General features: G+C 41.0%; 10 protein-coding genes. 2 read left to right on the top strand and 8 right to left on the bottom strand.

The features are described from left to right. Positions 1-133 precede the first annotated feature (133 nt). Together I7804_RS04760 and I7804_RS04755 are read right to left on the bottom strand one after the other, a co-directional pair. Positions 134-1,192, bottom strand: coding sequence for an L-threonylcarbamoyladenylate synthase (locus I7804_RS04760; protein ID WP_248405201.1), 1,059 nt, complete (start codon positions 1,190-1,192; stop codon positions 134-136). 12 nt (positions 1,193-1,204) lie between these two features. Further along, positions 1,205-2,953, bottom strand: coding sequence for a glycosyl hydrolase family 18 protein (locus tag I7804_RS04755; protein ID WP_248405200.1), 1,749 nt, complete (start codon positions 2,951-2,953; stop codon positions 1,205-1,207). A gap of 1,019 nt (positions 2,954-3,972) precedes the next feature. Between I7804_RS04755 and I7804_RS04750 the strand changes: the two genes are divergently transcribed. Continuing rightward, the gene (locus I7804_RS04750; RefSeq protein ID WP_022754814.1) at positions 3,973-4,764 is read left to right on the top strand and encodes an adaptor protein MecA; all 792 of its coding nucleotides are present in this window, start codon (positions 3,973-3,975) and stop codon (positions 4,762-4,764) included. Positions 4,765-4,966: 202 nt separating this feature from the next. Here I7804_RS04750 and nifJ read toward each other — a convergent pair whose 3' ends face one another. Further along, positions 4,967-8,503, bottom strand: a complete 3,537-nt coding sequence (gene nifJ / locus I7804_RS04745; protein WP_022754813.1) for a pyruvate:ferredoxin (flavodoxin) oxidoreductase — start codon at positions 8,501-8,503, stop codon at positions 4,967-4,969. A gap of 440 nt (positions 8,504-8,943) precedes the next feature. Here nifJ and I7804_RS04740 point away from each other — a divergent pair, with 440 nt between their 5' ends. After that, entirely contained in the window at positions 8,944-9,114 is a 171-nt protein-coding gene (locus I7804_RS04740; protein WP_022759320.1) for a DUF362 domain-containing protein, read from the top strand. Between the two features lie 304 nt (positions 9,115-9,418). Here I7804_RS04740 and dnaB read toward each other — a convergent pair whose 3' ends face one another. The 5 genes from dnaB to I7804_RS04715 all read right to left on the bottom strand — a co-directional run bounded on the left by dnaB (position 9,419) and on the right by I7804_RS04715 (position 14,280). Continuing rightward, complete coding sequence (gene dnaB, locus I7804_RS04735) at positions 9,419-10,762, bottom strand: replicative DNA helicase (RefSeq protein WP_022754811.1); 1,344 nt, start codon at positions 10,760-10,762, stop codon at positions 9,419-9,421. A 38-nt stretch (positions 10,763-10,800) separates the two neighbouring features. Continuing rightward, positions 10,801-11,247, bottom strand: a complete 447-nt coding sequence (gene rplI, locus I7804_RS04730) for a 50S ribosomal protein L9 (RefSeq protein WP_022754810.1) — start codon at positions 11,245-11,247, stop codon at positions 10,801-10,803. Then, a complete protein-coding gene (locus I7804_RS04725; protein ID WP_027216123.1) occupies positions 11,244-13,301 on the bottom strand; it encodes a DHH family phosphoesterase in 2,058 nt (685 codons plus the stop codon). The genes rplI and I7804_RS04725 overlap by 4 nt, the downstream gene beginning before the upstream one ends. Before the next feature lie 225 nt (positions 13,302-13,526). Next, on the bottom strand, positions 13,527-13,784 hold the full coding sequence (gene rpsR, locus I7804_RS04720) for a 30S ribosomal protein S18 (protein ID WP_022754808.1): 258 nt from the start codon (positions 13,782-13,784) through the stop codon (positions 13,527-13,529). Between the two features lie 46 nt (positions 13,785-13,830). After that, on the bottom strand, positions 13,831-14,280 hold the full coding sequence (locus I7804_RS04715; RefSeq protein ID WP_248405199.1) for a single-stranded DNA-binding protein: 450 nt from the start codon (positions 14,278-14,280) through the stop codon (positions 13,831-13,833). Positions 14,281-14,293: the final 13 nt, after the last annotated feature.

Genomic DNA, 14,293 nt, shown 5'->3' with positions numbered 1-14,293 from the left:
AGACTTTTTAAGTCATGCAGACTTTAAATATATTCTGCGCACCATCCTACCGCAGCTGACTTAGCGTTTTTATACATGCGCTAAATGCTATCCTGAAGGAATTACGCGTCCTCTTTTAACTGTCATTCAACCGTTATACATGCTCTACATGCTGTCCTGCAGCCTTTAAGAGCCTGTTCATAATAGCCTGGCCTATACCATTTGTATCAAAGGATTCTGAATACATGACATCAACATCTTCGTCATCAAATTCACGAAGAATGCGGAAAAGCCCATGTGCAACGCTCCTCTCGTCTTCCCTTGACCCTACGCTTTTTACAACATCAGCTTTATAGAATGTAGCCGTTGCATCTGTTGCGATCACTCCGACTCTGTGACCTTGCTCCTGCATTTTGGCTGCATGCTCATTTATATATTTTAGCACATGTTCCTGTGAACCTTCCACTATTGTTAATTCGCCCTTAGGCGCATAATGGCGATATTTCATTCCCGGTGCCTTAGGCTTTAACTTTGAGTTTGAATCAATAATTGTCTTATCGATACTAACCTCAGGAAGTACCTCTTTTAACATCTCATAGGTTATATATCCGGGGCGCAGTATCATAGGAACATCAACTGTAAGATCTACTATTGTAGATTCAAGTCCTATTCCGACCTGACCTCCGTCTATTATCATCTCAACCTTGCCATCAAGGTCTTCAATGCAGTATTTGGCCATAGTAGGTGATGGTCTTCCTGATGTATTGGCACTTGGCGCTGCTATAAATCCGCCGCCTTCTTTGATCATAGCTGCAGCAATCTTATTGCTTGGCATACGTACAGCTACCGTTTCAAGTCCGCCTGTTGTCTCTAGCGGAATAAGATCTGACTTGTTAAGGATCATAGTAAGTGGTCCCGGCCAGAAAGCCTTTGCAAGCTTAATAGCAGCTTCAGGCACATCGGATGCAACCTTGTACAGATCCTCAACCTGCCAGATATGCACGATCAGTGGATTATCAGATGGTCTTCCTTTAGCAGCGTATATTTTCTTTGAAGATTCAGGATTTCTTCCATCTCCTCCAAGTCCGTATACAGTCTCTGTAGGAAAAGCAACAAGACCGCCGTCAAGAAGGATCTGCCCTGCTTTTTTCAAAGCTTCCTTTGCCTTTTCATCAATATTGTTTTCATCAATTACTACTACTTGTGTATCCACTTTTATTTCCTCTTATTTGTTAACATAAGCCTCTATTACAGGCCATATATCACTTGTCTCATATCCAAGCTGCCATGCGGCTACTCCGGCGCAGCCATTGACATCCATTACATTAAGCTTGGTCTGGATGGATTCTGCATCCTCTAGCCATATCTCAACTACTGTTCCGTCAGATTGAGTATATGTTCCATAATACTGACAGGTCTCCTGATCCCAGTTCATGTCGATGCCGTTGGAACTAATATAACTGTTAGCCCAGGACATACCGCCTGCCTGACTTTTTACAGTACCATCTGTAGACGTGAACCAGATTCTTGTATAGAACGGGATTCCATTTACAAGCTTATCTGCAGGAACATCCTCAAGAGTATTCTTTATACCGTTTTCAACATAAGATATAGATGCTACAGATCCCGCTTCTGCACTTCCTTCATAGTGCTCATCGTAGGCCATGATGATCACATAGTCACATACCACTCCAAGCTCTTTTCTATGGAAGAAGCTATTGCCCATAGGAACCGGGATATCAACTGAAAGGATAGTTCCTTCTGCCCTGCAGGCTATAGAAAGCTCTCTTATGAATTCTATATAATCTTCGCCGCCGTCAGCTGTTATATCTTCAAGACTTGATCCTGTGAACTCCAGATCCACATTGATACCATCTATTCCATAGGTTCTGACTTCGCTCATAAGACTGTCGATAAGTCTCTTTCTGGAAGTGCTGCTTGCAAGAACTTTGGCTGTACTTCCTTCGCCATTATGGAAGTTTGAATTGTTGAAGTTATCAAGAGCTGCCCACACCTGCATACCATTTGCATGCGCTGTATCTACATAACCCTGTGTGGCAAAAGACTCTATGCTTCCCTCATTGTCACTAAGAGAAAACCATGTTGGTGATATTACATTAAGTCCGGATGTATTTGAAATAGCAGATGAAAGCGTGTCATTACCTGCCTTACCGCCTATCGAATGCCATACCAGATTGACCTTGCCATCAAGATGAACAGATGTATATTCAGGTTCTGCATAATCAGATGGAGCCAGAAGATCAACTGTCTGGATATTTTCAAGGAACTTGTTCTCAACATAACCTATATAGCCATCAGAGCTGACAACCTTGGACCAATCCTCAAGTTTTTCAAGAAGTACGACTGTATCACCCTTTTCGAGTCCGACAAGGATCTCACTTTTTACACCACCTCTAAGTCTGAGCTTGGTATTTTTTTTGATGACAGCGCGGATCTCCTGATCGAACTGCGTATACATTGTGATATGGTTTGGATCCGTATAAGCTGTGTAGTTAAAATTGGTATATTTTTTTACATAATCTATAGCAACATAAAGGGTATCATTGTCATAAACTGCTGCCTTATATCCAAGATCTTCACAGGACCCGTCTGTAGATGATGTTGTGGTAGAGTCTACACCGACTGTTATTATGGCACTTGGAGTTGTATATACAAGGATTCCTTCCTCCTGGCCGTAATAGAAGCGGTCGTTTAGAATATTCTGTACATCAGAAAAAGTCATATAATAAACGCCGTCGATAAGTCTTGCATGAAGATCTGACTTTTCATTTTGGAGAATTATCGGAACATCATTTTCATCTTCTATTCCGAAATAGCTCTTAGTATCTGCCTGCTCATTACTGTAAGAATACTTGTCATACAAATACTTACCTGCATATCCTCCCCCGAGGACAAGTATCAGGACTACGATTACAACTACAGGTATTACCTTATGTTTCATAAATAACCTCATGTCGCGAGCAAATCTAGTGACTAATGGTCCAAATTGGCGGAGCTCGCGGCACCAATCCGGGTTTGAAAATGGAAGATTTTCAAACTTTTCAATTCCCTCAGATTCATATATTTTTGACCGGGTACTATTTTACCACAATACTTGGTGTAGTGCCATCTATAGCAGCACTCCGCTTTATCATTGCCATATCAGCGGCTATGCAATATAAAAACTGGCTCCTTGATCTGCGATCAAGGAACCAGGCATTTTGGCTTGGCGACAGCTATTCATATATGCAAGTGGCGGGATCCTCTTGTTAATTATGTTTATTTGTCGCGTTTTTTATTACAAGGTTATATCTGCGCCAAAAGGCATCCGTGATATAAATCGCAGATAAGTGGCAATGAGCGTCTCCTTGATATATCTTTCAAAAAGACGGTTGCTTCCCCTTGTTCTAAAAGCTGCCATATTCACTTATGAGATGCCATCCCGTATCCTTTAGTCAAAATAGCTTGAAATCCTGTAGCGAGATGCTACTACTGATTGCCGGTATCTGCATATACGATCAAGCAGCTGTCTTCTATATTGCAAAATGGGATGAAATCTTTATGCCATAATTTAAAGAAATGCAGCTCTTAACAACAGATACGACAAGTATGATCATTTCAGACTTAGTACGTTGTTTAAAAAAATGTTTTTTGTTATTACTTTTCAAAAATGGGTAATCCCTCAGACTAATATGTCTGTAAGGCGTTCTGACTGATGCAGAACTGATTACGATATTCTAGAAAACATGTCCCCTTCCCGGATAAATATTTGGGAAAGACATCTCACGAGTAAACATTATAATTCATAGGGATGCTTTTCGCAAGTCCCCTTTTAATAAAATCTTTTTTATTTTTTGGGAAATACTCTCTTAAATTTAGGGCTTTAGACCGATACATATATTGACATTGCGCAAAGTATACTTTAGTATCAGTGTAATCAATTTTTACAGCTAAGTATTCAAGGATGAAATAACAAAAGCAGGAGGTAAGTTTATGAAAATTGAGAAGGTGAATGATCACCAGATCCGTTGCACACTTACCAGAGAGGATCTAACAAAAAGACAGCTCAAAGTCAGCGAGCTTGCTTATGGTACAGATAAAGCACGTGAACTTTTTCAGGAAATGATGCATCAGGCCAACACTCGTTTTGGTTTTAATGCAGAAGATGTTCCGCTTATGATAGAAGCTATTCCTGTTAACTCAGAGTGTATTATTTTGGTTATCACTAAGTCAGAAGATCCCGAAGAACTAGATACACGTTTTTCAGAATTTGGTCCTTCTGTGCAGGATGATAATGCGTCCTATGAAAAAGGTAATATTGACTTCTCTGAGAATACAGAAGAAAGCGAAGACGAAGAGGTTATGGATCTGTTCCATCGTCTCCAGGACGGCGACTTCTCAGGTTTCCTTGACGGAGTAACCAATCACGAGTCCAAGAGACTTAAAACAGGACATAATGCCGCTATTAGAAGAGCTTCTAGAAGCAGCGAGAATTCTTTCTGCTGTTTTAAACTCGGATCCATGCATGATGTTTTGAAATTGCCAGCTCTTCTTCCTCCGGGATTCCAAAGCCGCAACACCTTATTCCGTAACGAAGACGAAGGCGGATACCTTCTGTGCATATATGGCAATCAGAATGATAAGAGATTCAACAACCTTTGCAACCTCTTTGGCGAATACGCCAAGATGGAAGATACCGGCACCTACAGCGCCGACTTCCTCGAAGAACATTATCCGGTCGTAATAGCTGACAGAGCCCTCCAGAAGCTCGCAGCAGCCAATTAAAGACCTTAAAAAATCAAGCTCATCGGTAGAATTTCTATCGATGAGCTTTTTTATAACCTTCCAACTATATCAGTGCAGTATCACCAAAAACTTTATAAGGACAGGTAGTATATAAAGTTTTTGGTGATACTGCACTAACCTATTAGCATCTTGTTCCATAAAAACAGCCCCTGCGCATAACGCAGGGGCCGTTGTCTTATTTTTATTCGTTAGTAGAATCGTACATTGAAACGAGTCTTTCAAGATATGCAAGGTGATCCTTAGCATTCTGAGCGTTCTCAGCGTACATTCTGTCAGCATTAGCAGGATTGCTCTTCTTCAGTGACATGTAACGAACCTCACCATCAAGGAATTCCTGATAGTTTTCAGGCTTTGTATTCTTGAAGTCGAGTGTGAACTTCTTGCCCTGTGCTGCAGGATTGTATCTGAAGAGGTTCCAGTAACCGCACTCTACGGCTCTCTTTTCCTCTGTCATACATCCTGTCATACCGCCGTTAACCTTGATACCATGGTTGATACAAGGAGCATACGCGATGATAAGTGAAGGACCCGGATAAGCCTCAGCCTCTCTTATAGCATCGATAGTCTGCTTCATGTTAGCACCCATAGCAATCTGTGCTACATATACGTAGCCATAGCTCATAGCGATAGATGCAAGGTCTTTCTGCTTGATAGCCTTACCACCTGCAGCGAACTGTGCAACAGCGCCGACAGGAGTAGCTTTAGAAGCCTGTCCACCTGTATTGGAGTAAACCTCAGTGTTGACAACAAGAACATTTACATCCTTACCGGAAGCAAGTACGTGGTCAAGACCACCAAATCCGATATCGAATGCCCATCCGTCACCACCGAAGATCCACTGTGACTTCTTAGCAGCAAAGTCTGCATTCTTCTTGATAAATGTAGCAGCTTCGGAATTATCACCGGCAAGTGCTGCGATCATCTCTTCTGTAGCAGCTGTGTTGGTAGCACCATCGTTGAATGTATCGAGATACTTCTTGACTGCTGCATTATCTGCAAGTTTCTCTGCCTGTTCCTTAACTTCATCACGAAGTGCATTCTGAGCAAGGAGCATACCGAAACCGAACTCAGCATTGTCTTCGAACAATGAGTTATCCCATGCAGGACCATGACCCTTCTCGTTTACTGTATAAGGTGTAGAAGGTGAAGAGTTACCCCAGATAGAGGTACATCCTGTAGCATTAGCTACATACATTCTGTCACCAAACAGCTGTGTTACGAGCTTGATATAAGGTGTCTCACCGCAACCTGCGCAAGCGCCTGAGAACTCAAGGAGAGGTTTCAGGAACTGTGATCCCTTAACAGTAGCTGAGTTGAACTTCTCAACAACTTCTGTCTTAGTAGGAAGTGTTACAGCATAGTTGAAGCCTTCCTGCTGCCACTCGTTCTTAGCAAGCGCACCCATAACAAGAGTAACTTTCTCCTGCATATTGCCAGGACATACATTTGCACAAGAACCACAACCTGTACAGTCAAGAGCTGATACTGTGATACCGAACTTGTATCCGTCCATACCCTTGAGATCTACAAGCTTCATATCCTTAGGAGCATTAGCAGCTTCATCAGCAGTCATAGCTACAGGACGGATTGCTGCATGAGGACATACGAGTGAACAGAATGTACACTGTATACACTTCTCAGGATTCCATTCAGGAACATTTACAGCAATACCACGCTTCTCATACGCAGATGATCCGGAAGGTGTAGAACCATCAGTATAAGGAGCTACATCTGAAACCTTAAGGCTGTTACCTTCCTGAGCATTAACCTTAGCCTGGATATTATTAACAAAGTCGATAACATCCTTACGATCACCCTTAGCTACTGTGAAATCAAGACCTTCATCCTGTGCATCCTTCCATGACTCAGGAATCTCAACCTTGATAAGGTTCTTAGGATCTGCACCGGCATCAATAGCCTTCCAGTTCTTCTCAACGACATCCTGACCTTTACGTCCATATGTCTTCTGAGCAGCGTCCTTCATGAATTTAAGAGCGTCTTCCTTAGGAATGATCTCTGTAATTGTGAAGAATGCAGACTGAAGGATTGTATTGATCCTTGTAGGTCCCATTCCAACTTCAACACCGATCTTTGAACCATTCATGATGTAGAAGTTGATCTTGTGATCATACATATATTTCTTAACCTGACCAGGAATCTCTTTTTCCAGATCTTCTACAGACCATGGGCAGTTAAGAAGGAATGAACCGCCATCAACGATTTCCTGTACCATGTTGAACTTACGGATATAGGAAGGATTGTGACAAGCTACGAAGTTTGCTGTCTTGATCAGGTATGTTGACTTGATAGGCTTCTTACCAAATCTAAGGTGAGACATGGTAACACCACCGGACTTCTTGGAGTCATAGTCAAAATATGCCTGAGCATACATGTCTGTGTTATCACCGATGATCTTGATGGAGTTCTTGTTGGCACCTACAGTACCATCAGCTCCAAGACCCCAGAACTTACAGTTGGTTGTTCCTTCAGGTGTTGTAACCAGAGGAGCACCGGCATCAAGTGAGAGGTTAGTAACATCATCTGTGATACCGATTGTGAATTCAGGCTTAGAATCATTGTGGAATACAGCAACGATCTGGTTAGGTGTTGTATCCTTTGATCCAAGACCATAACGACCACAGAATACAGGAACTGTTTCAAACTTAGTTCCTTTAAGAGCTGCGATTACATCAAGAGCAAGAGGCTCATGAAGTGATCCTGGCTCTTTAGTTCTATCGAGAACTTCGATCTTCTTAACAGATGCAGGAAGCGCATCAACAAGTGCCTTAGCAGCAAAAGGACGATACAGTCTTACTTTAACTACGCCGACCTTTTCTCCCTTAGCTTCAAGATAATCGATTGTCTCTTCGATTGTATCGTTAACTGAACCCATCGCTACGATTACAGTTTCAGCATCTGCTGCACCGTAATAGTTGAAGAGCTTGTAGTCAGTACCGATCTTAGCATTAACCTTATCCATGTACTTCTGAACGATCTCAGGAATAGCTAAATAAGCGTTATTGCATGATTCTCTTGTCTGGAAGAAGATATCAGGGTTCTGAGCTGAGCCCATCTGACGAGGGTGATTAGGATTGAGTGCATTCTTCTTGAAATCGTCGATTGCATCGAAAGGAGCAAGATCTTTAAGATCCTCATCACTCCAAACCTCGATCTTCTGGATTTCATGGGATGTACGGAAACCATCAAAGAAGTTAATGAAAGGAAGTTTTCCTTCAAGTGCTGCACAATAAGCAACAGGAGTAAGATCCATAACTTCCTGAACTGATGATTCACAAAGCATTGCAGCACCGGTCTGACGGCATGCATATACGTCGGAGTGATCACCAAAAATGTTCAGTGCGTGTGAAGCTACGCAACGAGCTGATACGTTGAAAACACCGGGGAGACGCTCACCAGCAACCTTATAAAGATCAGGGATCATCAACAAAAGACCCTGAGATGCTGTATAAGTCGATGTGAGGGCACCGGCTACAAGTGATCCGTGAACAGCGCCGGCTGCGCCGCTCTCTGCCTGCATTTCTGTAATCTGTACTGTACGTCCGAAGATGTTCTTCTTTCCTGCAGTTGCCCATTCATCTACATGCTCAGGCATAACAGATGATGGTGTGATCGGGTACATGGCAGCAACTTCTGTATAAGCATATGATGCATATGCAGCAGCTTCATTGCCGTCCATGGTTTTCATGTTTCTTGCCATTATTATTCCTCCTACCTTATTTTTACAATACAGATCCGGTATGTTGATCTGTATCTACAGTTTCCGGAAATGAGAAAATTTTATAGTAAAAAATTCCACATTTCTATGCAAATTAACTGATACAACGATTTGTGCAAAAATCATTTTGCCTGAAATGAGCACAAAAATAGACGTTAATATCATATATTACTGCAAATATCATAGTAGCATTTGACCCAGCCAATGTCAACGTGGGTGATTATTAACAATTCTTAAACTTTTACAATGTATCTATATGTGCAATATCTATAAGGATTATTTGCAGCATCATTAGCCAGTGCTAACAAACTTGCTAAATTCATAATTTTGATATACTATTATGATTGCAACAAAGTAAATAATGAGAAGGCAAACTCATTAGTAATTATTACTTATTCATTCGTAAGGAAGGAGATTTTACTATGGCATACGTTATTAGTGATTCTTGCATCAGCTGCGGTTCATGTGCTGCTCAGTGCCCTGTTTCAGCTATTTCTCAGGGAGCTTCTCAGTACGAGATCGATCCTAACACATGTATCGACTGCGGTTCTTGCGCAGCTCAGTGCCCTGTTTCAGCTATTTCTCAGGGATAATTCAATTTAATTTTATCTTTGATAAAATCCGGATTGAATTATGATCAAAACTGATCGATAATAATTTGAACTAAACAGGTAAGCATTTTGCTTACCTGTTTTTTTATCGGTCTTTTTTACAAAATCGAAACATTATTTTCAGATAAAAAAGCGGATTGTAAACTCACTACAATCCGCTAAAAAACTGATGTATGTTAACATATTGTTTTAATCCATCAATTCTTTATTCTTTTATATCTTTGTCTGAATCCTTACGGGTAATAATCGTTCTCTTTTATTAAGACTTATAAATCTTATCTGCCTTTTAATGCCTCTCCAGATTTGCAAACTTTGTAAACTGAGGCATCCAGAGAAGTTCAACCGTTCCGATAGGGCCATTTCTCTGTTTAGCTATGATGATCTCTGCGATACCTTTTTTCTCAGTATCATGATTATAGTAATCATCACGATAGATGAACATAACCATATCCGCATCCTGCTCGATAGCTCCGGATTCTCGAAGGTCAGATAGCATGGGTCTGTGATCAGGTCTCTGCTCTACAGCTCGTGACAGCTGTGACAGTGCAACAACAGGAACATTGATCTCTCTGGCAAGAGCTTTAAGTGATCTTGATATATCTGAAATCTCCTGCTGTCTTGATTCCGATCCTCTTGTTCCACCTCCTGACATAAGCTGTAAGTAGTCAATGAATATAATTCCAAGATTATGCTCCATCTTGTACTTACGACACTTGGATCTCATCTCCTGTACAGATATACCAGGAGTATCATCTATTATGAGGTTAGAACCGCCTATAAGATCAGCACTGTCAATCAGAGCTTCCCAGTCACCGTCAGACATCTTACCTGTTCTTAGATTCTGAGCTTCGACATGGGATTCCATGGCAAAAAGTCTGTTTACAAGCTGTTCTTTACTCATTTCCAGCGAGAATATAGCTGCAGTAACATTATTTCTAAAAGCCATATATTCTGCAATATTAAGTGCAAAAGCTGTCTTACCCATTGAAGGCCTTGCCGCTATAAGGATAAGATCCGATGGTTGAAATCCCGAAGTATCATAGTCAAGATCTGTAAATCCTGTTGCGATACCTGTAACTGTTCCAGTATTACGGCTTGCAGTTGCTATCTTATTAAGGGCATTGACAACAATCTGCCTGATCGGAACGAACTCTCCGCTGTCCCTTCTTTGCGTTACATTAAAAACGTCTTTCTCGACATTATTCAGAATAGTTTCCAGATTATCAGTTCCTGCGTAGCAGTTACTTGATGTCTCTTCGCATACTTTGATAAGTTTTCGAAGTGTAGACTTCTCTGCAACTATCTGTGCATAATACTTGACGTTGGCCGAAGTCGGAACCGCTGCTACAAGATTGACAATATACTCAGTTGAAGCGTACTCCGGCGGAACATTCTTGTCTTTGAGCCTTTCCTGAAGTGTTACCTGGTCAACAGGTCTTCCCTCTTTATTAAGTTCTACACATGCATCAAAAAAGGTTCCAAGCTGGCGATCATAGAAATCTTCACCCGTTATGTACTCGGTTGCAACTTCTATCGCCTCCCTGTCCATAAGCATAGCGCCTACAACAGACTGCTCTGCCTCACGACTTTGCGGAGGAACCCTTTTGACCATAAACTGTTCGTCTGCCATAATTATCCTTTGATCCGAGAATTAGTTTTGTCGTAAACTTAAGCTTCTGTTACAGATACTCTGATCTTAGCTGTTACCTGTGGATGAAGCTTTACAGGGATCTCATAAGTTCCACATGCCTTGATAGGTTCTGAGAGAACAAGTTTCTTTTTGTCTATATCAAAACCAAACTGAGTTTTTGCTGCCTGAGCGATTTCCTTAGTAGAAACTGATCCGAATACTTTACCACCTTCTCCTGTTTTGATAGTAACCTTGATCAGTTCCTTCTCGATTTTTTCTCCAAATGCCTTAGCATCTTCAAGCTTCTCCTCTGCTACCTTGGCATCATGTTTCTGCTCAGCCTTAAGTCTTGCAAGATTTGCATTGGTTGCTTCTACTCCAAGCTTTTGCTTAAAGAGCATATTATTAGCATATCCGTCACTTACTTTTACAATATCTCCCTTTTTTCCAAGAGATTTAACATCTTCCAAAAGAATTACTTTCATTTAAGTTCACCTTCCTCAATCATTGTATCTATTGTTTTCTTGATAATTCCTATAGCTTCTGTAACTGTCATGCCTTCCATCTGGCATCCGGCCATAGTCATATGACCACCACCGCCAAGTCTCTCCATGACAAGCTGAACGTTGACTTCATCAATCGATCTTGCACTTACATATACCATATTCTGATATTCGGTACATACAAAGCTAGCCCTGATTCCCTTTATATTAAGAAGTTCATTGGCTGCCTGAGCTCCGATGATAGTAGGACTTACGATATCTTCACTGTTACATATGGATATTGCATAGGCTCCTTTATAGATCTCAGCCTGGCTGACTGCATCTGCTTTGGTCTTGTATTCATTGGCGTCTTCTCTAAAGAGTTTTCTGACTCTGGTAACATCAGCACCGTTACGACGAAGGAATGCTGCAGCCTCAAAGGTTCTGACACCGGTTTTTTGCATAAAGTTATTGGTATCAACCATGATACCGGAATACATGCTGTCTGCTTCTTCGGTGTTGACTTTTACATTCTCACCGATATACTGAAGTATCTCAGATACCATCTCACATGTCGATGAAGCATAAGGCTCAACATATGAAAGAGTTGCATTCTCTATAGTCTCTGTTCCCTGTCTGTGATGATCCAGCACTACTATATTCTTACAAAATCTAAGAAGCTCAGGACATTCTGTTATAGACGGCTTATTGACATCTACAACAACCAGGACTACATTGCCGCTAGCCATATCAATCGCAGTCTGAGAGCCTATGATCATATCATCTTCATATTCCGGATTGTTCTTAAAAAGATCTACCAGAGGCTGCATGGATTTGGTCACATCATTAAGAACTATATGACATTTTCTGTCAAGATACTTACTGATCCTGTTAATACCAACAGAAGCTCCAAAGCTATCTACATCGCCAAGTCTGTGACCCATGACAAGCACTGTATCATTAGCTGTGATGATCTCCTTTAGAGCATGTGCCTTAACTCTGGCTTTGACTCTTGTATTCTTCTCAATCTGCTGACTCTTACCGCCATAATAGATGGTATTATCAGGAGTTTTGACTACAGCCTGATCACCGCCTCTGCCAAGAGCCAGATCTATAGCATTACGGGCAAATTCATAGTTTTGCGAATATGATAGACCATCTATACCCATACCTATACTGAGGGTAACAGCCATCTCATTACCTATATTGACTGTCTTGACTTCTTCAAGTATGTCAAATCTGGCTTCCTGCATCACCTTGCAATACCTCTTGGGCATTACAACAAAATATTTATCCTTCTCAGTCTTCCGCACAATTCCGTTACAACTTGCAACATATTTATTGATCTTACGATCTATAAGTGCAATAAGAAGTGACCTTCGAACCTCTTCTACACTTTCAAGTGCCTCTTCATAGTTATCAAGGTAGATAAGACCTGCAGCCATAGACTGGTCATCGACTTCCTGAACAGCAAGACGAAGTGCTGTCTGATCGAAAAGGTATACTATGATAAGATATCCGTCATAGCTTCCGGCTTCAATGATATCACTGTTACTTGCCATCTCTTCAAGAGATATTTTGCGCATTCTAAGAGAATAGTAGTTATTTTCATATTCAAGATCATACTGGACTTCCTCATCATCCATAGCCGGAAACTTATCGGCTGTAACTGATGGGAAAACAGCAGTTATCTGCTTATGAAAATTCTTTTTCTCATGAACAGTCTTCTCAAATGCAATATTAGACCAAATAACTTTGCCTGTATCATCCAAAAGACAGCTTGGCAGATCCATCTCTCTAAGTAAAGTCTTCTGAATCTGTCCATACTGCGTAGCAAAGCTAATAAGCTCATTGATAACAATAGGCCGGGTCATAAAATACATAAGAAAAACAATTACGGTATATAAAATAGTGAAAATCGTAAGGATAATCCCTGCCTGAATGCCACCAAACAAAAACACAAGAAATGTGACAAGAATTAATATAATATCCAGGTAAAGAAATGTCGTTAGAAAAGTACGCAGACGTCCCTTTAATCTGATTCTATTTTTCTTCATTTGAATAACCCTCCACGGCTCCTATAAAATGGATTATAACATTTATTGTAAGAGCCTGCCACCTGACGATACAGTAATTTTAATATAGGCATAAAAAACCTTATGAATATAGCTAAGGCTAAAAGCAATTCCCTGCATTAGAAAATATAATACCAAGAAGAAAAAAGGCACTTCTTAGAATCTCTTCTAAAAAGTGCCTTGAATTATATACCTTATTGCTGACTATTAGTCTGCTACGTATGGCATAATAGCAAGATGTCTAGCACGCTTGATAGCAACAGTGATCTCTCTCTGGTGCTTTGCGCAATTTCCTGTGATTCTTCTAGGAAGAATCTTTCCGCTCTCAGAAACATACTTCTTAAGAGTTGCTGCATCTTTATAATCAATTGCATGATCCTTACCACAGAATACGCAAACTTTCTTTCTTCTGTGCATGCCACCTTTTCTACGAGGTGCTTCGGATCTTTCTTTATTGAAAGCCATTTGGTTTGCCTCCTATCAAATTCTAGTCAGCCTAAACTGCTGACCATTAGTTGAACGGCAGTTCTTCATCAATTCCATCAGGAATGTTCATGAAACCATCAGCTGCCGCTACAGGTGCTGCAGATCCAGATGCTACGGGCTGAGAGAAATCTCCGCTTCCGCTGTTCTTGCTCTCTGCGAACTCCTGATCTTCTACAACGACTTCTGTAGTGTATACTTTGACGCCATCCTTATTGGTGTATGAACCAGTTTCGATTCTGCCTGTTACGCAGATCTTGGTTCCCTTGCGGAAATACTTTTCTGCAAATTCACCGGATCTTCCAAAAGCTTTGCAGGAAATAAAATCTGCAGTCTGCTGTCCGTCACCACCATCTTTTCTAGAAAATCTGCGGTCAACAGCCAGTGTATATCTTGCAATTGCAAGTGGGTTCTCACCCTGACTATATCTTACATCCGGATCTCTTGTTAAACGTCCCATAAGTATAACTTTATTCATCTGTCTTGTCCTC

Origin of the sequence: Butyrivibrio fibrisolvens (assembly GCF_023206215.1) — a bacterium.
Classification (GTDB): domain Bacteria; phylum Bacillota; class Clostridia; order Lachnospirales; family Lachnospiraceae; genus Butyrivibrio; species Butyrivibrio fibrisolvens_C.
The sequence above is the reverse complement of the archived record's forward strand: the minus strand, read 5'-3'. Positions and strand labels throughout refer to the sequence as shown.

Coding starts and splice junctions, on each gene's coding strand:
- I7804_RS04750 (WP_022754814.1), top strand. CDS start 3,973: ATGAAAATTGAGAAGGTGAATGATCACCAGATCCGTTGCACACTTACC.
- nifJ (WP_022754813.1), bottom strand. CDS start 8,503: ATGGCAAGAAACATGAAAACCATGGACGGCAATGAAGCTGCTGCATAT.
- I7804_RS04740 (WP_022759320.1), top strand. CDS start 8,944: ATGGCATACGTTATTAGTGATTCTTGCATCAGCTGCGGTTCATGTGCT.
- dnaB (WP_022754811.1), bottom strand. CDS start 10,762: ATGGCAGACGAACAGTTTATGGTCAAAAGGGTTCCTCCGCAAAGTCGT.
- I7804_RS04725 (WP_027216123.1), bottom strand. CDS start 13,301: ATGAAGAAAAATAGAATCAGATTAAAGGGACGTCTGCGTACTTTTCTA.
- I7804_RS04755 (WP_248405200.1), bottom strand. CDS start 2,953: ATGAGGTTATTTATGAAACATAAGGTAATACCTGTAGTTGTAATCGTA.
- rpsR (WP_022754808.1), bottom strand. CDS start 13,784: ATGGCTTTCAATAAAGAAAGATCCGAAGCACCTCGTAGAAAAGGTGGC.
- rplI (WP_022754810.1), bottom strand. CDS start 11,247: ATGAAAGTAATTCTTTTGGAAGATGTTAAATCTCTTGGAAAAAAGGGA.
- I7804_RS04715 (WP_248405199.1), bottom strand. CDS start 14,280: ATGAATAAAGTTATACTTATGGGACGTTTAACAAGAGATCCGGATGTA.